The 20,282-nt window shown below is 65.4% G+C and carries 19 protein-coding genes and 2 pseudogenes; 13 read left to right on the top strand and 8 right to left on the bottom strand.

Annotation, left to right across the window (positions count from 1 at the left end; all coding sequences use genetic code 11):
- Positions 1-22: 22 nt before the first annotated feature.
- The 6 genes and pseudogenes from OXU50_04430 to OXU50_04405 all read right to left on the bottom strand — a co-directional run bounded on the left by OXU50_04430 (position 23) and on the right by OXU50_04405 (position 4,889).
- Positions 23-1,126 (bottom strand): ABC transporter permease, encoded by a 1,104-nt coding sequence (locus tag OXU50_04430; protein ID MDD9869122.1) that lies wholly within the window; start codon positions 1,124-1,126, stop codon positions 23-25.
- Positions 1,123-2,049, bottom strand: a complete 927-nt coding sequence (locus OXU50_04425) for an ABC transporter permease (GenBank protein ID MDD9869121.1) — start codon at positions 2,047-2,049, stop codon at positions 1,123-1,125. The genes OXU50_04430 and OXU50_04425 overlap by 4 nt, the downstream gene beginning before the upstream one ends.
- A 24-nt stretch (positions 2,050-2,073) precedes the next feature.
- Entirely contained in the window at positions 2,074-2,550 is a 477-nt protein-coding gene (locus OXU50_04420) for a TOBE domain-containing protein (protein ID MDD9869120.1), read from the bottom strand.
- A 123-nt stretch (positions 2,551-2,673) separates the two neighbouring features.
- Positions 2,674-3,171: pseudogene (locus tag OXU50_04415) on the bottom strand (ATP-binding cassette domain-containing protein).
- A gap of 52 nt (positions 3,172-3,223) precedes the next feature.
- Entirely contained in the window at positions 3,224-4,381 is a 1,158-nt protein-coding gene (locus OXU50_04410; protein MDD9869119.1) for an extracellular solute-binding protein, read from the bottom strand.
- A gap of 232 nt (positions 4,382-4,613) precedes the next feature.
- A complete protein-coding gene (locus OXU50_04405) occupies positions 4,614-4,889 on the bottom strand; it encodes a hypothetical protein (GenBank protein ID MDD9869118.1) in 276 nt (91 codons plus the stop codon).
- A gap of 193 nt (positions 4,890-5,082) precedes the next feature.
- Between OXU50_04405 and pgi the strand changes: the two genes are divergently transcribed.
- Positions 5,083-6,660 carry a glucose-6-phosphate isomerase gene (gene pgi, locus OXU50_04400; GenBank protein ID MDD9869117.1) on the top strand — a complete coding sequence of 526 codons (1,578 nt, stop codon included), beginning with the start codon at positions 5,083-5,085 and terminating at the stop codon, positions 6,658-6,660.
- Here the strand turns inward: pgi and queG are convergent.
- Positions 6,639-7,736: a tRNA epoxyqueuosine(34) reductase QueG gene (gene queG, locus OXU50_04395; protein MDD9869116.1), complete on the bottom strand. Its 1,098-nt coding sequence runs from the start codon at positions 7,734-7,736 to the stop codon at positions 6,639-6,641. The genes pgi and queG overlap by 22 nt on opposite strands.
- A 301-nt stretch (positions 7,737-8,037) precedes the next feature.
- On the opposite strand from queG, the gene OXU50_04390 reads away from it, so the two are divergent.
- The 12 genes and pseudogenes from OXU50_04390 to OXU50_04335 all read left to right on the top strand — a co-directional run bounded on the left by OXU50_04390 (position 8,038) and on the right by OXU50_04335 (position 18,837).
- Positions 8,038-9,009 (top strand): virulence protein RhuM/Fic/DOC family protein, encoded by a 972-nt coding sequence (locus tag OXU50_04390; GenBank protein ID MDD9869115.1) that lies wholly within the window; start codon positions 8,038-8,040, stop codon positions 9,007-9,009.
- 147 nt (positions 9,010-9,156) lie between these two features.
- Entirely contained in the window at positions 9,157-9,873 is a 717-nt protein-coding gene (locus OXU50_04385) for a hypothetical protein (protein ID MDD9869114.1), read from the top strand.
- Between the two features lie 229 nt (positions 9,874-10,102).
- Positions 10,103-10,429, top strand: coding sequence for a Grx4 family monothiol glutaredoxin (gene grxD / locus OXU50_04380; GenBank protein MDD9869113.1), 327 nt, complete (start codon positions 10,103-10,105; stop codon positions 10,427-10,429).
- A gap of 4 nt (positions 10,430-10,433) precedes the next feature.
- Entirely contained in the window at positions 10,434-10,985 is a 552-nt protein-coding gene (gene ppa, locus OXU50_04375; protein ID MDD9869112.1) for an inorganic diphosphatase, read from the top strand.
- Positions 10,982-12,850, top strand: coding sequence for a penicillin-binding protein 2 (gene mrdA, locus OXU50_04370; protein ID MDD9869111.1), 1,869 nt, complete (start codon positions 10,982-10,984; stop codon positions 12,848-12,850). The genes ppa and mrdA overlap by 4 nt, the downstream gene beginning before the upstream one ends.
- Positions 12,850-13,965: a rod shape-determining protein RodA gene (gene rodA / locus OXU50_04365; protein ID MDD9869110.1), complete on the top strand. Its 1,116-nt coding sequence runs from the start codon at positions 12,850-12,852 to the stop codon at positions 13,963-13,965. The genes mrdA and rodA overlap by 1 nt, the downstream gene beginning before the upstream one ends.
- An 87-nt stretch (positions 13,966-14,052) precedes the next feature.
- A complete protein-coding gene (gene mltB, locus OXU50_04360) occupies positions 14,053-15,069 on the top strand; it encodes a lytic murein transglycosylase B (protein MDD9869109.1) in 1,017 nt (338 codons plus the stop codon).
- Between the two features lie 301 nt (positions 15,070-15,370).
- Positions 15,371-15,649 (top strand): annotated as a pseudogene (locus tag OXU50_04355) (septal ring lytic transglycosylase RlpA family protein).
- The gene (locus tag OXU50_04350) at positions 15,632-15,901 is read left to right on the top strand and encodes an SPOR domain-containing protein (GenBank protein MDD9869108.1); all 270 of its coding nucleotides are present in this window, start codon (positions 15,632-15,634) and stop codon (positions 15,899-15,901) included. The pseudogene OXU50_04355 and the gene OXU50_04350 overlap by 18 nt, the downstream one beginning before the upstream one ends.
- A complete protein-coding gene (locus tag OXU50_04345; protein ID MDD9869107.1) occupies positions 15,898-17,046 on the top strand; it encodes a D-alanyl-D-alanine carboxypeptidase in 1,149 nt (382 codons plus the stop codon). Before OXU50_04350 ends, OXU50_04345 begins: the two co-directional genes overlap by 4 nt.
- The gene (locus OXU50_04340; GenBank protein ID MDD9869106.1) at positions 17,043-17,867 is read left to right on the top strand and encodes an aminotransferase class IV; all 825 of its coding nucleotides are present in this window, start codon (positions 17,043-17,045) and stop codon (positions 17,865-17,867) included. Before OXU50_04345 ends, OXU50_04340 begins: the two co-directional genes overlap by 4 nt.
- A 169-nt stretch (positions 17,868-18,036) precedes the next feature.
- A complete protein-coding gene (locus tag OXU50_04335; GenBank protein MDD9869105.1) occupies positions 18,037-18,837 on the top strand; it encodes a carbon-nitrogen hydrolase family protein in 801 nt (266 codons plus the stop codon).
- 64 nt (positions 18,838-18,901) lie between these two features.
- On the opposite strand, the gene OXU50_04330 is transcribed toward OXU50_04335, so the two are convergent.
- On the bottom strand, positions 18,902-20,278 hold the full coding sequence (locus tag OXU50_04330; GenBank protein ID MDD9869104.1) for an FAD-binding protein: 1,377 nt from the start codon (positions 20,276-20,278) through the stop codon (positions 18,902-18,904).
- Between the last annotated feature and the right edge of the window lie 4 nt (positions 20,279-20,282).

The following is a 20,282-nucleotide window of genomic DNA, read 5'->3' as shown; positions in this document are numbered from 1 at the left end:
GTACAGCAAAACGGGCGGATTGTTAATCCGTTGCCGGCGCGGCGCGGCGGAACATGCGGCGCTGCTGGAATGTGCGCACGCGCTCTTCGGCGTCGCGGCGTTTTTCCTCCAGCACCGCGGCCTTGCATTCCTCCAGGCCGACGCTGCCCGCGAACCACGCGGTGCCGATGCCCGCGACAAACACGACCAGAATCAACAGCAGCGCCGGCTCCAGCAGCAGCGGTTTCTTGCGCGTGCGCGAACGACGCGGCGGGTTGCGCGCGGTTTTTTCCGATTCGGCGGCGGCCCTTCGCCCGCGCCGCCGGACCACCTCGAACACCGCCGCAAAGAACAGCGTGACGGCGACAACCACCACCGCCAGCGCGCTGATTGAGGGGTTGATGCCGTAGCGAACCTTGCCCGCCAGCACCGTTGTCAGCGTGCTCTCGGAGACAATCGTGAACACGGTGGTGTTGTAGTTCTCAAACGACGCGAGAAACGCCAGCACCGCGGCGGAGGCGATGGCAGGCTTCAGAAACGGCAGCAGCACCCTGCGAAAAGCCTGCACAGGCGTCGCGCCGAGATCCAGCGCCGCCTCGTGCAGCACCGGATCAAAGCGCTGCAAGCGCGAGATGAACACCAGCATGCAGTACGCCGAGATGAAGGTCGCCTGGCCGATGACGGTCAGAAACACGCCGTCGTAGAAAAAGGTCTTGTGGCCGGCGCCGAACATCGCGCCGATGCGATCCCAGAACAGAAGCGTTGAAATGCCGAGCACCACGCCGGGAATCAGGATGGGGGAGATGACCACGGTGTAATACCACGGGCGCGCGCGCTCGCCGATCTGCATCAGCATCAGCGCGCCGGCGAGGCCGGTCGGCACCGCCAGCGCGACCACGCCGAGGCCGATGACGACGCTGTTGCGCAGGCCCTCCATCAGCGCCTTGTCGGCGGCCAGCACCTCGAACCACTCGACCGAGAAACACTCCCACGGCGACACTCGCGGAAAGGCCGAACTGTTGAACGCGGTCATGCCCATCAGCACCAGCGGCCCGAACAGGTAGGCGAAAAAGAGCGCGACAAACAGCGCCAGGCCGATGCGCGCCGCCGGCCCGCGCGCGGCGGCGGCTGTCAGCAACGCCGTCATCTCGCAATCTCGCCGAGGCGCACCTTGAACGCCTTCATCAGCGCCAGCACCAGCACGATGCACGACACCAGCAGGATGATCGCGTAGGCCGAGCCGCGCGCCCAGTTGCCGGCCTGGTTGAAGGCCTGGTAGATAATCTGCGTGAACCACAGGCTGCCCGGCCCGCCGAGTATCTGCGGCGCGGCCAGCGCGCCCGCCGTGAGCATGAACACCATCGTGCAGCCGGATGTGATGCCGGGCCTGGCGTGGGGAATGACGACGCGCCAGTGAATGCGCCACCACGGCGCGCCGAGGTCGCGCGCCGCCTCGACCTGGTTTTTGTCGAGGCTTTCGATGGCGTTGTAGATGGGGAAGATCATCAGCAGGATGAAGGCGTAGCCGAGGCCGGCGTAGAGGGCGATGTCTTCGCGCACGAAGTCGTACGGTTCGTCGAGAACGCCGGCGGCCATCAGCCCACGGTTGAGCACGCCGCTCGCGCCGAACAGGATGTGGAACGCGAAGGCGCGCAGAATCTCGTTGATCCAGAACGGCACGACCAGCGCCAGCACCATCAGCCGCGCCCAGCCGCCGCGCGCGACCTGCGCCAGATACCAGGCGATGGGGTAGCACAGCGCCGCGTCGAACAGCGTGACGAGAATCGCCGCGGCGATGGTCTTGAAGAACACCTGCAAATCAATGACATTGAACGAGCCTTCGCCGCCGCCGCCGTAAATCATGTAGCGGTAGTGCTCCAGCGTGTAGTGGTGCTCCGGCGTGCCCCATTTCGGCGGCGGCACATTGGCGCGAAACGAGAAGTCCACCATGAACAACTGCGGCAGCACGATCATGAACAATATCCAGAAGCCCGTCGCGCCGAGCAGAAACACCGACAGGCCGGCGCCGTTGCGGCGGTGGAATTCGCGCAGGTGGCGCACAAGCGTCATCGTCAACTCGCGTGCGCGCGGCGGTTACCCGGCGGCGAGCGGGCCGGCGGGGGTGGCCACCGCCAGTTCCGCCGCAAAGCCGAGCGTCACCCGCTGGCCGGGGCGGCGGGCGACGGCGGCGCCGTCGTTGACCATGGACAGTTTCAGTTGCTGCTCGCCGCCGCCGGCGTCGAAGAACACCTGCCAGAAACTGCCCTCGAATTCCCGCCGCTGAATCCGCGCGTCAATGCGGTTTTCCATTGTCATCGCGTCGTCGAACCGGAGCGACTCCGGGCGGATGAACACGAACGCATCGTCGCCGACGGCGAGCGCGCCGCCGCTTGCGGAACGCGCGCGCAGCGCGCCGACCGGGGTTTCCACCGTGACGGCGCCGCGTTCCACCGCGCCGACCCGACCGCGAAACAGGTTGTTCTCGCCGACGAACGACGCGACGAAGGCGGTGTCCGGCCTGTCGTAGAGGGTGTTGCCGTCGGCGACCTGCTCGATGACGCCCTCGCGCATCACCGCGATGTTGTCGGACATCGTCAGCGCCTCGCCCTGGTCGTGGGTGATGTAGATGAAAGTGATGCCGACGCGCCGCTGAATGTCGCGCAGTTCGGTGCGCATGTGCTGGCGCAGTTTCAGGTCGAGCGCCGACAGCGGCTCGTCCAGCAGCAGCACCTCCGGCTCCGCCGCCAGCGCGCGCGCGACGGCGACGCGCTGGCGCTGGCCGCCGGACAACTCGCCGACCGTCTTGTCGCCCTGCCCGGGCAGCGCGATCAATTCCAGCAGTTCGTCGGCGCGCTTGCGACGCCGCGCCGCGCCGACGCCGCGCACCTCGAGCGCGAAGGTGATGTTCTCCCACACCGACATCAGCGGAAACAGCGCGAGGTTCTGGAAGATCAGCGCCGTCGGGCGCTTGTTCGGGCCGATGCCGGCCATGTCGGCGCCGCCAATCAGCACGCGCCCCTCGCTCGGCTCGAGAAAGCCCGACACCGCCCGCAGCAGCGTGGTCTTGCCGCAGCCCGAAGGCCCGAGAAAACTGAAAAACTCGCCCGCGCGTATCGTGATGTTGATGTCACGCGCGGCGACAAAGTCGCCGAAGCGTATCCACACATTCTCCAGCGCGACTTCCGAGGTCATCGGGGTTTTGCGCTGCCGGTCGCGGGCGGGGGCACGGCCACGGCGCCGTCACTCAGGCGTTGACGAACTTGTTTCGGTACTCGGTGCGAACATCGGCGTACCACTGCGGTTCCAGCGGCCACGGGTTCAGGTTGGACAGCGCGTCGCCGGGGTAGGCGTCGTCAAAGTTCTTCTTGTACACATCGCCGGCGTGGCGGTCGGCGCCGGCCACCGCCGAGTTGTAGCCGTGCTTGTCTATCGCCTTGCCCGCCGGTTCGGGCCGGAAGCAGAAGTCAATGAATGCGTAGGCCTCGTCGGTGTTCTCCGCCGCAGCCGACAGCGCCATGCCGTCCACCCACGCGAGCGCGCCTTCCTTCGGCGCGCGGTAGGCGACCGGCTCGCCCTGCGTTTTCAGCGCCAGCACCGGGCCGTCCCAGGTCTGCCCGACGACGACGCCGTCGTTCAGCAGGCCGTTTTTCTGGCTGTCGGCGTCGTTCCAGAACAGTTTGATCTGCGCCTTGCGCGCGATGCACCAGTCGGTAATCTTCGACCAGATCGGGCGCATCACATCCTCGCCGCGGTAGGCTCTCCAGATGTCGCCCGGCTCCAGTTCGCCGATGGTCTCCATGTAGAGGCCGGCGCCGAGCATTCCCGAGTGCGGGCGGCACATCGTCTTGCCGCGCACTTCGGGCTGCCAGATGTCGCCGTAACTCGGCAGGTCGTCCTCGGGCGCCCACAAATCGGCGCGCCAGCCGACGGCCTCGGTGCCCCAGATGTGCGGCAGCCAGTGCGAACCCCTGCCGTTGAAGTTCCACTCGTTGTCGCCGACCTTCAGCATCGCCTTGTTGACATTTTTCAGGTTGCCGATGCGGGCGTAGTCGAACGGTTGCAGCAAATCGAGGTTCACCCACTGCCCCGAGCGCAGGTTGGTCGGCGAGCAGATGTCCACGCCGCGCCCGCGTGTCGCTTTCATCTTGTTGATGATTTCCTCGTTGGAGCCGATGCCGGTGTAGCGAACCCTGATGCCGGTCTCGCCGGTGAACGCCTCCAGAAAATCCGGCGGCAGGTAGTCGGACCACATCAGGATATTCAGTTCCCCCGACGACGCCAGCGCGCGCGGGCTGACAATCCACGGCCCGGCTGCGGCGGCAACGCCCGCGGCGGCAGCGCCGCGCAAAAACGACCGCCGTGATGTGCCGGGCGCGGTGGGTGTGAAGCGTTGTTTTTTCATGGCAAGTCTCCTGTCGTTGGCGTGTCGTTCATCTGCCGTTCGCCTCCGGGCGCCCGACCCGCCCGTTTGCCGGCAATGTTTTGCGTGCCGCCATTTTAGCAGGCGGGAAAGACTGGGGGAAATGGGCCGCACCGGTGCAGTTTTTGCACCTCTGCGGCGGTGATAGACGGGGTGGGGCGGTGAATTGAGGGCGCGGAAGGATTTACCGTGCCCTCATTGGCTTATGTCGCGATCACGGCCTCCAGGAGATTTCGCTCAACGGCTTGCCCTGCATGAGGTCCGACATGACGTCCAATTCGCCGTTCCAGAACGCGTAGTTCCACAAACGGAACCGATCCCATTTCGTCTCGCGGAAAGTCAGGCCGCCGTGTATTTTGTCGAGTTCCTCCTCGGCCAGCGAGGCGTTTTCTTGTACGACGGCGCGGGCGTGCTCATGCTCTTCCGCTTCCGCGGCGGTCATTTGGCTCATTGACCGGCCATCAGGCAATTTGTGCTCTTGTTTGCTCATCACAATGGTCTCCTTTACATGGTTAAAGTGGTAACTCCCGACTGCGGAATGATAACATATACTTGCCGAAAAAGTCAAGTATTCCGGCGAATCCGGCCGGGCTGGAGCGGGAATGAATGACGCACACAAGGGGTTTGCCGGCTTTCCGATATAATCGTCTGAACGATTTGTGGAACAGGCGGACAAGGCAGGCATGACCAATCAATCAGCGGTTTGCTGGGATGCGTTGCGCGCGCACCGCGACGGCGCGGGCGATGCGTGCATCCGCGATTTGTTCGACGCCGACCCGGCGCGTTTTGACAACTACTCGCTGGAATGCTGCGATCTGTTCCTGGACTACTCCAAAAACCGGGTCACCGGCGAGACGCTGCGCCTGCTGTTTGATTTGTTGCGCGCCGCCCGCTTTGACGAGTGGCGGGCGCGGTTGCTGTCGGGCGGCGAGGTCAATGCCACCGAGCAGCGTCCGGCGCTGCACACCGCGCTGCGGCGCCCGCTGGACGCGCCGCTGACGGTCGCCGGGTGCGATGTGATGCGCGAGGTCGCCGATGTGCGTTCGCGCATGAGAGAAATCAGCGACGCGCTGCGCTGCGGCGAGTGGCGCGGCGCGGGCGGCGCTGCGGTGTGCGATGTCGTCAGCATCGGCATCGGCGGCTCGCACCTCGGCCCGCTGATGGCGGCGCGCGCCTTCGCCGAAGCGCCGCCCGGCGGCACGCCGCCTCACAACGCACCGCCCAACGGCGCACCACGAGTGCACTTCGTGTCCGCCGCCGGCGAACTGGAACGCCTGTTGCCGTCACTCGACCCTGCGCGGACATTGTTTATCGTCGTCTCCAAGTCGTTCACGACACCCGAGACATTGCACAGCGCGCGCCGCGCCGCGGACTGGCTCGGCGGTGTTGCGCGCGGACAGTTCATTGCGGTGTCGGCCAACGCCGGCGAGGTGCGGCGTTTCGGCATCGCGCCCGAACACCACTTGCCGCTGCCGCAATGGGTCGGCGGGCGCTACTCGCTGTGCGCCGCCGCCGGCTTGCCGTTTGCAATCCACGCCGGCATGGACGCATTCGACGAGATGCTGGCCGGCGCGCACTGCATGGACCGGCATTTTGAACAGGCGCCGCCGGAGGCCAACGCGCCGGTCATTCTGGCGCTGCTCGATGTCTGGTATGTCAATTTCCACGGCGCGCAAAGCCGCGCGGTGCTGCCGTACGACGACGAACTGGCGCTGCTGCCGGCGTATTTGCAGCAACTTGAAATGGAAAGCAACGGCAAGTCGGTGGACCGCCAGGGGCGGGCGCTGGCGCGCGACAGCGCGCCGGTCGTGTGGGGCGGCAACGCGCTTGAGGGCCAGCACGCTTTTTACCAGTTGCTGCACCAGGGCACGCGCCTGGTGCCGGCGGACTTCATCATCAGCGCGCGCCCGGCGGCGGCGGATGCGTGGCCGTGCGCGAACTTTCTGGCGCAGTCGCATCTGCTGATGCACGGCGTCGAGGCGTCCGAACCGTGGCGCCGCCACGCCGGCGACCGCCCGGTCAACGCGCTGATGCTGCGCCGCCTGACGCCGCGCACATTGGGTGCGCTGATTGCGCTGTACGAGCACAAGGTGTTCACGCAAAGCGTCGTCTGGAACATCAACCCGTTCGACCAGTCCGGCGTCGAGGCCGGTAAGACGCTGGCGCGCGGCATCCACCGCGCACTGCAATCCGGCGCCGATGTCGGCGGCGACGCCTCAACGCGGGGTCTGGCGCGCCGCTACCGCGAGTGGGGCGGCTGAGCGCTGCGCGCGCCGCGCTTCCGCTCCATCTCGTTCAGCGCCCAGCGCACATGTTCGCGCACCAGCGCGGACGGGTCGTCGCGTTTCTTTTCCAGCGCGGCGGCGATGTCGCGTGAATAATCGTTGTTGCCGAGGGCGACGGCGATGTTTCTCTGCCAGCGTTCGTGTCCGATGCGGCGAATCGGCGAACCGGCCAGTTTGCGCCTGAACTGCCGCTCGTCCCAGGCGAACAACTCCAGCAGCGCGGCGCCGTCGAGGCCGCGGCGCGGGCGGAAGTCGCTCTCGCCGGAAAGGCGCGCGAAGCGGTTCCACGGACACACCAACTGGCAGTCGTCGCAGCCGTAGATGCGGTTGCCCATCAGCGGGCGCAATTCGACCGGGATGGAGCCTTTCAGTTCGATGGTCAGGTACGAAATGCAGCGCCGCGCGTCCAGCCGGTACGGCGCGACGATGGCCTGCGTCGGGCAGATGTCAAGGCAGCGCCGGCAGCGCCCGCAGTGGTCGCTTTGCGGCGTCGAGGGCGGTAGCGGCAGCGTCGTGTAGAGTTCGCCGAGAAAAAACCACGAGCCGGATGCGCGGTCAATCAAATTGGTGTGCTTGCCAATCCAGCCGAGGCCGGCCTGCTCGGCCAGCGGCTTTTCCAGCACCGGCGCGCTGTCCACGAAGGCGCGGTAGCCGAACGGCCCGAACGCGCGCTCCATCCGCGTCGCCAGCGCCTGAAGCCGCTTGCGCATCAGTTTGTGGTAGTCGCGCCCGAGCGCGTAACGCGACACATAACCGAGGCGCGGCTGCTCCAGCACCCGCCACGGGTCGGCGGCGTCGGTCAGGTAGTTCATCCGCACCGAGATAACGCTGACGGTTCCTTCCACCAGTTGCGCCGGACGGCTGCGCTTGTCGCCGTGCGCGGCCATGTAATGCATCTCGCCGTGCATCCCGTCGCCAAGCCACTCCATCAGCCGCGCCTCGTATTTCTCCAGCCGCGTGTGCGCGAAACCGACGCCGTCAAAACCCAGTTCACGACACCAGGCGCGCACCTGGCGGGTGATTTGTTCGGGACGGGACAGGTTGTTTTTCATCGCGGCTTGCATGATACAGTGCTGTAAATTCAGCATACCCGCCAAATTTTAGTCTTTCCTCTAAATTTGCGGAAAAGCCCGAAAACAGAAGGGGTTCTGGCTGGGCGGGGAAGTCGTGCGATGTTGTGGATTCAATCTGTCAGTGTAGCCGCCGCCAGACAAGAGCCCCAAAGGCCGGAATGCGCCGGGAAAACACTGGTTTCCCCATTGTTGGCCACTGGCGATATACTCTGTCGGCGGGGATGACCATGAGTAAAGAAGAAGACACTTTACCCATCCGCCTGATCTGGCACCCGGGCAGATGAAAAACAAGGCACAAAAGCAAGCCGTTATTTACCAGGCAAAAAGTGGGAAAATCGAGTTCCGCGGGGACCTTGAGCGTGACACCATTTGGGGGAATCTCAATCAAATCGCCGAGTTGTTTGGCCGCGACAAGTCGGTTATTTCGCGGCATATCAAAAATATATTCAAGGCGGGAGAATTGGAGCAACATTCAGTTGTTGCAAAAATTGCAACAACTGCCACCGATGGAAAAACCTATCAGGTTGAATACTACAATCTGGACATGATTCTCTCCGTCGGCTACCGGGTGGACTCCCGGCAAGCCACGCAATTTCGCATCTGGGCGACCAAAACCCTCAAACAGCATCTGCTGGACGGCTACACGATAAACAAAAAACGCATCAGCGGAAATTACCGGAAGTTCATGCGCGCGGTGGCCGACATCAAAACGCTTTCCGCCGGAAACGACAAACTGGCGAACGCCGATGTTCTGGAACTGGTCGGCGCCTTTGCCGGGACATGGTTCTCGCTGGACGCCTACGACAAACAGCAGTTTCCGCAAAAGGGGCTGACCAGAAAGACGCTCACAGTGCAGGCGCGGGACCTGTATGCCGACATCGCCGCTTTCAAGGCGGAACTGATGAGAAAAGGCGAAGCCACCGAACTGTTCGCGCAGGAAAAAAGCGGGGAAAGTCTGAACGCAATCCTGGGCAATGTCTTTCAATCCGCCTTCGGCAAAGAAGCGTATCCGAGCATAGAGGAAAAAGCCGCCCATTTGCTCTACTTCACCGTCAAAAATCACCCGTTCAACGACGGCAACAAGCGCGCCGGGGCGTTTGCCTTTGTCTGGTTTCTGCAAAAAGCGAAACTGCGCTTTCAGGAAAAAATAACCGCACAAACCCTGACCGCGCTGACCCTGCTGATTGCCGAATCCGACCCGAAAGAAAAGGAGAAAATCATCGGGCTTGTTTTGCTGCTTCTGAAAAAATGAGGGTCATTCGGTGGATGGTGTTGCACTGCGCCCTCGCTGCTGAAACGCGATGACAACGCAGACGCCTGTCGCCGGCGATATTCTGAGTGTGGCAGACTGATGGTGACAGGCGACCCAAGCGGGGATGGAGAGACGTAGTGTGGTAAAATGCAACGATTAATTTCAAGGGAGGCATTAATTATGGCGAATCCTTTCAAATGGATGGAGTCGTATCTGATAGAAAAAGCGGAGGAAATCAACCGATGCGATCTTGACAATGACAACCAATCAAATAAGCCGCACATTTCAAAGGCAGACGAGGCTGACACAAGAAATTTCCTGGAAAAGGCATGCCAGATATTTCCGATAGTCGAGATTAAGGCGTTTACAAAACCGAAAACTATCCGGCGAGAGACAGGGAAAGACGTTAAGGCTGAAGAGAAAAGAGAAAAAACACCCGGGTTGAGAGAAAAAGTTCTCATTGCTTTCCAGGACAGGGAGAATGTGACATTGCTTAAAAGGAGTGAAGCGACATTTTACAATGAGTCGAAAACAATTTGTGTTGGCTGTTACATCTCAAAATTGTACGAAGAAAAAGGAAACCAATTTTTTTGGTTTGGTCCTAGAAAGAAGGTTGTTGACTTTCTTCAGAATGCGGACAAGGGCTATCTTCTTTTTGGGATGGAGGGGCAAACCGGGGCGATTGCGCTTTCTATCAAGGAATTCAGTGAAATCAAGGAAAAACTGAATCCAGCATATGACAAAGACACAAACCAGATTCTCCGGTGGCATGTGCGAATATTTGTTGCTGAAGGAAACTTTGAACTCAGATTGCAGGGTGGCCAAAGAAGCGACCTTTCCCGGTATGCTTTCGACCTGGAATAGGCTCTCTTTGCGCGCCAAACTGCGCCTGCGCGAAGGTCAGGGTATGCGGCGGCAACGCAGTGGTGATGCCGACAGTAGCGGTGAGGCGAGAACGCCGGGCATCATCAGCGCAACGGGGCCGAACGCGCCGGCGGCGGCGCCCAATGCCGCGGACTTGCCTGGAATTGCCCCTCGGCTTGCCGTTGTGGTAAATTATTCTTTATTTGCCGAGAGAACAAAGGAGGCTGAAATGGATGTCATGGAGCGCATCAAAAGGCAGGTGGAGGGCAATCCGGTTGTCATCTACATGAAAGGGACGCCGCAGTTGCCGCAGTGCGGGTTTTCGAGCCGCGCGGCGGAGGCGCTGAAGCAGTGCGGGCACAAGTTCGTCTATGTCAATGTGCTGCTCGACCACGAGATTTTCGAGAGTCTGCCGGGTTACGCCGACTGGCCGACCTTTCCGCAGGTGTACATCAACGGCGAACTGGTCGGCGGCTGCGACATCACGCTGGAACTGGCCGCCAGCGGCGAGTTGCAGAAGATGGTGGACGACGCCGTCGGCGGCGCCGAGGAGTGACGGCGTGCACCTGGACCGACTGCCGCCCGGTGACCCGGTTCCCGATGTCCTGAATGTCGTCATCGAGATTCCGGCGCACGCCGCGCCCGTCAAGTACGAGGTGGACAAGAAAAGCGGCGCGGTGCTGGTGGACCGTTTCATCAATGTGCCGATGTACTATCCGGCGAACTACGGCTTTGTGCCGAACACGCTGTCGGAAGACGGCGACCCGCTGGATGTCCTCGTCGTCACGCCGGTGCCGGTCGCGGTCGGCTGCGTGCTGCCGTGCCGCCCGATTGATGCGCTCGACATGAGCGACGAATCGGGCCGCGACCTGAAAATCGTAGCACTTCCGGTGCGCGGCATGAACGGCGGCTACGACGAGGTTGAGACCGTCGCGCAACTGCCCGCCAACCTGGTGGACCAGATGGTGCATTTCTTCGAGCACTACAAGAAACTCGAGCCGGGCAAGTGGGTCAAGGTTGAGGGCTGGCTCGGCGCCGACAAGACCCGCGCCGAGATTCTCGACAGCGTGCGGCGCTGCACCGGCGCCGCGGAGGAGGGCGCCCCGGCGTGAGCGAACGCGCGCGCCAGTTGCTGTTTCTGAAGCGCACGCGGGTCGCCGCGCTGGTGATGCTGGCGCTGGTGGCGGCGCTGGCGTTTCACCTGTTCACGCTGCAGGTGACCGAACACGGCCACTACCGCACGCTGTCGGACGAAAACCGGCTCAGCCTGATTCCGTCGCCGCCGCCGCGCGGCCTGATTTACGACCGCAGCGGGCTGCTGCTGGCCGACAACCGCACGGTGTACAGCCTTGAGATCACGCCGTCGCTGGTCGCCGACATGGATGCGCTGCTGCGCCAGGTGCGCGCTGTCGTCGAGGTCGGCGAAGACGACCTGCGGCGCTTTCGCAAGATGCTGCGCGCCGGCGGCTTCACGCGCAGCATCGAGTTGCGCACGCGCCTGAGCGAGGAGGAAGTCGCGCGTTTCGCGGTGCTACGCCACCACCTGCGCGGCGCCGATGTCGTCGGGCGCCTCGTGCGCCACTACCCCTACGACGAGTTGTTCGCGCACGCCATCGGCTATGTCGGCGCCATCAGCCGCGACGACCTGGCGGCCCTCGACCAGCGCCGCTACCGCGGCGCCCGCCATGTCGGCAAGACCGGCATCGAGAACCACTACGAGCGCGAACTCCACGGCCTGCCCGGGTTTCGCCGCGTCGAGGTCAACGCCGGCGGCCACCTGATTCGCACCATCGGCGGCAGCAAGCCGCGCCCGGGCAGCGATGTGATGCTGACAATCGACACGGCGCTGCAGGAGCAGGCGTATTCGGCGCTCGGCGACTACGACGGCGCCGTCGTCGCCCTCGACCCGCGCAGCGGCGATGTGCTGACGCTGGTCAGCAAGCCGTCCTTCGACCCGAACCTGTTCTCCGGCAGTTTTTCGCGCGAGCGCTACCGCCACCTGCTGAACAGCCCCGACAAGCCGTTCTTCAACCGCGCGGTGTCGGGGCAGTACCCGCCCGGCTCGATCATCAAGCCGATGGTGGCGCTGGCCGCGCTGCACAACCGCGTCGGCGACATGCAGCGCAAGATATTCGCCGGCCCGTATTACCAGTTGCCCGGCTACTCGCGCCGCTACCACGACTGGCGCGAGGAGGGGCACGGCTGGATCAACATGAACACAGCCATCGTCCAGTCGTGCGATGTGTTCTTCTATGACACCGCGCACCGCCTCGGCATCAACCGGCTGGCGCTGTTTCTCGAGGACTTCGGCCTCGGCAGCCCGACCGGCGTGGACACCACCGCCGAGTTGGCCGGCATCGTGCCGTCGCCGCAGTGGAAGCGCGAGGCACTGGGGCAGTCGTGGTTCCCGGCGGAGACGATCATCGCCGGCATCGGCCAGGGCTACATGCTGGCGACGCCGCTGCAGATGGCGGCGATGGCGGCGACGCTGGCGAACCGCGGCGAGCGCGTCGTGCCGAGGTTGGTCAAGGCGGTGCGCCAGTCCGACACCGGCCTGTGGAAGCCGCTGCCGGTGGCCGAGCGCAAGCGCGTCATCGCCAGCCCGCCCGAACACTGGGACTATGTGATTGACGCGATGAATGCGGTCATCCACAGCCCCAACGGCACCGCCTACCGCATCAGCCGCGGCATGGACTATGTCGCCGCCGGCAAGACCGGCACCGTGCAGGTCAGGGAGATCAAGGAGGATGTCCGCTACGGCCTCGCCGAGAAAGAGGAGCACGAACCCGGCAGCGAACTGGAAGACCACGCGATGTTCATTGCCTTCGCGCCGATTGACAACCCGGAAATCGCCGTCGCCGTCGTCGTCGAGCACGGCGGCAGCGGCGCCCGCACCGCGGCGCCGATTGCGCGCAGGCTGCTCGATGTGTATTTCGGCCTGCTGCGCGCGCAATTCTCGCTGCACGCTTCCGGCTGATGGCGCGCGCATACCATCTTGCGCGGCTGCTCCGCCTGGTGCGGGTGGACTACCCGCTGCTGTTTCTGCTGCTGGCGCTGGCGCTCATCGGCGTGATGACGCTGGTCAGTTCGGCGGGCGGCGACGCCGAACTAATCGAGCGCCAACTGGTTCGGCTGCTGATCGGCTTCGCGCTGATGTTCGCGTTGGCGACGGTGCCGGTGCACGCCTGGCGCCGCTGGGTGCCGGCGCTGTACGCAGGCGGCCTCGTGCTGTTGCTGCTGGTGCTTTTCGCCGGCGAGGTCATCAAGGGCGCGCAGCGCTGGCTCGACATCCGGCTGGTGCGTTTCCAGCCGTCGGAACTGCTGAAAATCGCGACGCCGATGCTGTTGTGCGCGCTGCTGGCCGGCAGCGTCGCCGCCCGCCCCGGTTTTTCAAGGACGGCGATTGCGTTTGTGCTGCTGGCGCTGCCGGCGGCGCTGATTCTGTTGCAGCCGGACCTCGGCACCGCCTTTCTGGTCGCGGTTTCCGGGCTGTTCGTCATCTTCCTGGCCGGCCTGCACTACCGCTGGATTGTGCTGATACTGGCCGGCGCGCTGGGCGCGGCGCCTTTTATATGGAACGCGCTGCGCGAATACCAGCGCCAGCGCGTGCTGGTGTTTCTCGACCCGCAAAGCGACCCGCTGGGCGCCGGCTACCACATCATCCAGTCGAAGATAGCGATCGGCGGCGGCGGCCTCTGGGGCAAGGGCTGGATGAACGGCACCCAGGGGCATCTCGGCTTCGTGCCGGAGCGCTCGACCGACTTCGTGTTCGCGGTGTTCGCCGAGGAATTCGGCTTCATGGGCGTTTGCGTGCTGCTCGCGGTTTATCTCGGCATCGTCGTGCGCGGTATGATGATCGCGGTGTCGGCGGCGGACCAGTTCAGCCGCCTGCTGGCCGGCAGTTTGACTTTCTCGTTCGCGGTCTATGTGCTGGTCAACCTGGCGATGGTCAGCGGCCTGCTGCCGGTCGTCGGCGTGCCGCTGCCGCTGCTGAGTTACGGCGGCACCTCGGCGGCGACGCTGCTGGCCTCGTTCGGCATCCTGATGGCGATTTCCACCTACCGCCCGATGATGAGAAGGGGGATTGTGTAGGGCGGTTGACAAGCGCCGGGCAACCTGTCAATTTGCCCCCTTCCCGTGCCCCTGTGCCCCCCGTGCCCCAGTGACATTGAATTCCGGATGAGAAGTTTCATCACCACCGCAACCCGCGCCGCGGCGTTCGCGGCGCTTGCCGCGGTGTCGGCCTTGGCCGCGCCGGCGGCGGCGCAGCCGTACCACGAGCGCGAACGGGTGCAGCTCTACATCGGCGAACTGGTCTCGCGTTATTCGTTCGAGCGCGACGCGCTTGAGCAACTGTTCCGCGATGTCGAGAAACGCGAAGACGCCATCGAGGCGATGGACCGCCCGGCGGAGGCGAAGCCGTGGCACGCCTACCGCGACATCTTCCTGACCCGCAAACGGGTGCGCGCCGGCACGCGCTACTGGCGCGAGCACCGCGAGACGCTGGAGCGGGCATCGCGGCGCTTCGGCGTGCCGGCGGAGATTATCCTCGCGATCATCGGCGTCGAGACCTACTACGGGCGCATCACCGGGGGCTTTCCGGTGTTCGACACGCTGGTGACGCTGGGCTTTGATTACCCGCGCCGTTCGCGCTTTTTCCTGCGCGAATTGACCGAATTTCTGCTGCTGTGCCGCGAGGAGAAGATGGATTGCGCCGAAGTGCGCGGTTCGTACGCCGGCGCCATGGGCCTCGGTCAGTTCATCCCGAGCAGTTACCGCGCCTATGCGGTGGACTTCGACGGCGACGGCGCGCGCGATTTGTGGGACAGCCCGGCGGACGCCATCGGCAGCGTCGCCAATTTTCTGGTGCGCCACGGCTGGCGCGGTCGCGCGCCGCTCGGCGAATATGTGGCGGCGCCCGAGGGCGACTACGAACCGCTGCTGAACCGCAAGATGCAGCCGTGGCTTTCGGCCTCCGACCTTGATGTGCGCGGCATCCGCATGGGCGGCTTCATGCCGCGCGAGGAGAAGTTCTCGCTGTTTGATTTCCAGCACGAGGACGGGCGCCGCAAGACCTGGGTCGGCTACCAGAACTTTTTCGTGCTCACGCGCTATAATACGAGCCGCCGCTACGCGCTGGCCGTCCATCAATTGGCGCAGATGATTCACGGCGCGTACCGGCCCGCTGAACAGTAGCCAACGAATTTTCATGCGAAACGCAGCCACAGCAAACCCGGTCCCGGTCGCGCGCGCGTCCGCGCGCGCGGCGGCGATGGCGGTCGCCGCCGTGGTCGCGGTGTCGCTGCTGGGCGGCTGCGGCGGCGTGCGCCAGCCGCAGCCGCTCGCCGTGCCCGACGACCTGATCGAGAAACCGCGCGCCGGTCGCGCCAAACGCGCGCGCGGCATTCCCGCGCCCGCCGACGCCGGGCCGGGCGACGCGCTCAGTTCATATGTCGTCAAGGGCCGGCGCTACTGGGTGCGCCCGCGCCCGGTCGGCCACCGCGAGAGCGGCGAGGCGTCGTGGTACGGCGGGCGTTTCAACGGGCGCCCGACCTCCAGCCAGGAGATTTTCGACATGAACAAACTGACGGCGGCGCACAGGACGCTGCCGCTGCCGTCCTATGTGAAGGTGACCAACCTGAAGAACAGGAAAAGCGTCGTCGTCCGCGTCAACGACCGCGGGCCTTTTCGCAAGGAGCGGATTATTGATTTGTCCTACGCCGCCGCGCGCCGGATTGACATGGTGAACGACGGCGTCGTGCCGGTCGTGGTCGAGGTGCTGAAAACGCCGGTGCGCTCCGGCGCCTTCATTCAGGTCGGCTCGTATTCCAGCCGCCACCGGGCGGCGAGGGTCGCAAGCCTCATCCGGCGCCACAACCTCAAGCCGTTCGTGGACAAGACGCAGCCTTTCGCGTCGCGCCCGGTCTATCGCGTGCGGCTCGGGCCTTATGCGTCGCCGGAACTGGTGGTCGTCGAGAAACTGCTGAAGACCGGCGGTTTCCACAACTACATCGTGCTGCCGCGATGAAACGGCATTGGGCGTGGTGTTGCGGCGTCGCGCTGCTGCTGTGGAGCGCGGCGGCTGCGGCGGCGGGCGACTGGGCGCCGCGCGCGCCGGACTTTCCGGTCAAGAGTTACCTGCTGATGGACTACCACAGCGGCGCGATTCTCGCCGAGAAAGACGCCGGCGAGCCGTTTGAGCCGGCCAGCATCACCAAACTGATGACGGCCTATGTCGTGTACCGCGCGCTGGCCGACCAACTGGTGGCGATGGACGACCGCGTCCGAATCAGCGAGAAGGCGTGGCGCACCGGCGGTTCAAGGATGTTTGTCGAGGTCGGCAAGGAGGTGGCGCTGCGCGACCTGGTGGCCGGCATGGTCGTGCAGTCCGGCAACGACGCCAGCATCGCGCTGGCCGAGCACATCGCCGGCACCGAGGAGGCGTTTGTCGGCATGATGAACGAGACCGCCGACCTGCTGAAACTTTCGGGTTCAAATTTCAGGAATGTCAGCGGCCTGCCGGAAGAGGGCCATTACATGACCGCCCTTGATGTCGCCACGCTGTCGCGCGCGATGATCCGCGATTTTCCCGACCATTACCGCCTCTACGCGCAGCGCGAATTCACCTACGGCGGCATCACCCAGCACAACCGCAACAAACTGCTGTGGCAGGCGCGCGACCTCGGCGTGGACGGCCTCAAGACCGGCCACACCGAAGACGCGGGCTATTGCCTTGCGGCGTCGGCGAAGCAGGGCGACATGCGCCTGGTGTCGGTCGTGCTCGGCAGCGCCGGCGACGCCAAACGCTTTCAGCAGACCACCGAACTGCTGCGCTACGGCTTTCGTTTCTACCGCACCTCGCGCCTGTTCGAGTCGGCGCAGGCGCTGACGCAGGTGCGCGTCTGGGGCGGGCTTCGCCAGTACGCCGACCTCGGCCTGATGAACGACTTCTATGTGACCTACCCGAAAGTCAGCGGCGGCAAGGTTCGCACCGAACTGTCGGTGCGCGAGGATGTCAGCGCGCCGGTCGGACGCCACCAGACGCTGGGCGCGGCGCGGGCGTTTTTCTCCGACCGCCTGCTCCGGGAGGAGCCGCTGGCGGCGCTGGAAATGGTGCCCGAAGGGGGCTTTTTCAGGCGCCTGAGCGACGGCTTTATGCGGCTGTTTGAATGACCGCCTACCACGACGGTCGTTTTCTCGAACTCGAAGACTGCTGCATCAGCCCGCTCGACCGCGGCTTTCTGTTCGGCGACGGCGTCTATGAGGTGATGCCGGTCTGGCGCCGCCGCCCGTTCCGCTACCAGGCGCACATGAACCGCCTCGCCCGCAGCCTTGAGCGCGCCGAAATAAAAGACCCGTATCCGCCCGAACGCTGGCGCGAGGTGCTGGACGGGCTGATTGAGCGTTCGGGCCTGTCCAGTCTCGTCGTTTATCTGCAGGTCACGCGCGGCGTCGCGCCGAGGGAGCATGTCATCGCCGCCGCCGCCGCGCCGACGGTGTTTGCGATGACGATGCCGCCGCCGCCGAATGACGCCGCCGCCGGCGTCGCCGCCATCAGCGCCGACGACACGCGCTGGAGTCGCTGCGACATCAAGTCGGTCAGCCTGCTGCCGAATGTGCTGCTGCGCCGCCGCGCGCGCGATTACCGCGCATCGGAGGCGATTCTGCTGCGCGACGGCTGCGTCACCGAAGGCGCCGCCAGCAATGTGTTCATCGCCGCCGCCGGCGTGCTGGCGACGCCGCCCGAAGGGCCGCAACTGCTGAGCGGCATCACGCGCGGCGTCGTCATCGAGATGGCGGCGGTGTGCGGCGTCGGCTGCGAGCAGCGCACCGTCACCGCCGCCGAACTGGCCGCCGCCGACGAAATCTGGCTGACCAGTTCAACGCGCGGCATCGTGCCGGTGACGACGCTGGACGGAAACCGGGTCGGCGCCGGCGAACCGGGGCCGTTGTGGAAGAGATTCTCGGACTGCCTCGCCGACTGGTGCGAATGACGCCGCCGGCGCGCATGCCGGTTCCTGTTCCCGCGCCCGCGCCGGCGGCGCCGGAATGGGCTATCATGCCATTGTGATGGAAACGAACACCGAAACGAGCACTGAAACGAGCACTGAAACGAGGGCCGAAACAAGGGCCGGTGGCACGCTGTCGTGCGCCGCAATCCAGATGACCTCGTCGGCGGACTTGCGTGACAACCTGAAGCGCGCCGCCGGCCTCGTCGCCGAGGCTGCGGCGCGGGGCGCGGCGCTGGTTGTGCTGCCGGAGATGTTCGCGTTTATCGGCGAGCGCCAGCGCGACCAACTCGGCGTGCGCGAGGCCGCCGACGGCGGCCCCATCCGGGATTTTCTGTCGGAGCAGGCGGCGCGCCACGGCGTGTGGCTGGTCGGCGGCACGCTGCCGGTGGAATCGCCCGACCGCGACCGCGCCTGGGCGCTGTCGCCGCTGGTGGACGCCGGCGGCGGCGCCGTCGCCGCCTACCGCAAGATACACCTGTTTGATGTGGATCTGCCGGAAGACGGCCAGAGTTACCGCGAATCCGGCACCTTCGAGCCGGGCGCCGACGCCGTCGTCGCCGACACGCCGTTCGGGCGCGTCGGCCTTGCGGTGTGCTATGACCTGCGTTTCCCGGAGATGTTCCGGCTGCTGACCGAAATGGGCGCCGACATCATCGCCATGCCGTCGGCGTTCACCGCGGCGACCGGCGCCGCGCACTGGGATCCGCTGGTGCGCGCGCGCGCGATAGAAAACCAGGTTTGCGTCATCGCCGCCAACCAGACCGGGCGCCACGCCAACGGCAAGAGCACCTACGGTCACAGTTGCATTGTGGACTGCTGGGGCGTCGTCCGCACCGGCGTCTCCGGCGGCGAGGGCGTCGCGGTGGCCGAGGTGGACTTCGACCGCCAGCGCCAACTGCGGCGCAGTTTCCCGTGCCTTGAACACCGCGTCTTCAGTGTCGGCGGCGCCTGAAGCGGCGCGCGGCGGCGTTTGAACCGAAGCGCGGCGGCGTCTAACCGGCGCGCGGCGCGAACACTCAGCGCGGCGGCAGCGCCTTGCCGCTGTTCAGGATGTCGTCGGGGTCGAGCGCGTCGCGCACGCGGCGCATGACTTCAAGCGTCGCCGCATCCACTTCAAGGGAAACGAAATCGCGCTTGCCGAGGCCGATGCCGTGTTCGCCGGAAATCGAGCCGTTCATGCCGACGACGGTCGAGAACACTTCGGCCAGCGCGTCTTCGGCGGCGCGCGCCTCGGACGGGTGGTGCAGGATGTTGACATGCAGGTTGCCGTTGCCGGCGTGTCCGAAGGCGGCGATGGCGACGGCGTGGCGCCCGCCGATCTCTTGCAGGCGGCGCAGCAGGTCGGCGATGCGCGCCACCGGCACGACGACATCCTCGTTGATCTTGCACGGCCTGAAATTTCTCAGCACCGGCGACAGCGTCTTGCGCGCGTGCCACAGGCGCGCGCTTTCGTCGTCGGTCGCCGCCTCCTCAAACGCAATCAGGCCGCCGTTGCGGGCGGCCCCGCGCAGCGCCGCCGCAGCCTCGCGCACGGCGTCGTCGCCGCCGTCGGCCTCGATCATCAGCAGCGCCCGCGCCTTCGGGTGCGCCGCCCAGCCGCGGTGCGCGCGCAGCAGGTCGAGGCAGATGGCGTCCATCAATTCAAGCGCGCACGGCGCCGCCGGCTGCGACATCATCGCGCACACCGCCTCGCCGGCGGCTTCCGCCGAGTCGTAGAGCGCGCGCATCGTGCGCCTGCGCGGCGGCAGCACCGTCAGTTTCAGGACGGCCTCGGTGATGACCGCGAGCGTCCCCTCCGAGCCAATCAGCAGCCGCGTCAGGTCGAGGCCGACGACGCTCTTGCTGGTCAGCGCGCCGGTTTGCAGCGTTTCGCCTGCGCCGGTCACCGCCTTCAGTCGCAGCGTGTTCTCGCGCGGCGTGCCGTACTTGACGGCGCGCGGGCCGGCGGCGTTGCACGCGAGGTTGCCGCCGACGGTGCAGTAGTCGGCGCTGCCCGGATCCGGCGGCCAGAACAGACCGGCGCCGGCGCAGTGTTCCTGCACCGCGCGGTTGGTGGCGCCCGGCTGCACGCGCAGCGCGCGGTTGGCGGCGTCCATTTCAAGGATGCGGTCCATGCGCTCGAACGAGACGACGACGCCGCCGCGCAGCGGCACCGCGGCGCCGGTGGTGCCGGTGCCGCGTCCGCGCGGCGTCAGCGCGACGCGGTGTTCGCGGCAGGCGCGCACGACGGCGGCGGTCTCGTCATGGCTTTCGGGGAAGACGACGGCGCCGGGCGGCGCGTGCAGGCGGCTGTTGTCGTAGCCGTAGGGCCAGCATTCGGCGGCTTCGGTCAGCACGCGCGGCGGCGCGCAGGCGTGTCGCAGTCGTTCGATGAAGTCGGCGGTCAGCGCCAATGTT

The sequence above is a fragment of the Gammaproteobacteria bacterium genome, from assembly GCA_028817225.1.
GTDB lineage: Bacteria > Pseudomonadota > Gammaproteobacteria > Poriferisulfidales > Oxydemutatoraceae > Oxydemutator.
The sequence above is the reverse complement of the archived record's forward strand: the minus strand, read 5'-3'. Positions and strand labels throughout refer to the sequence as shown.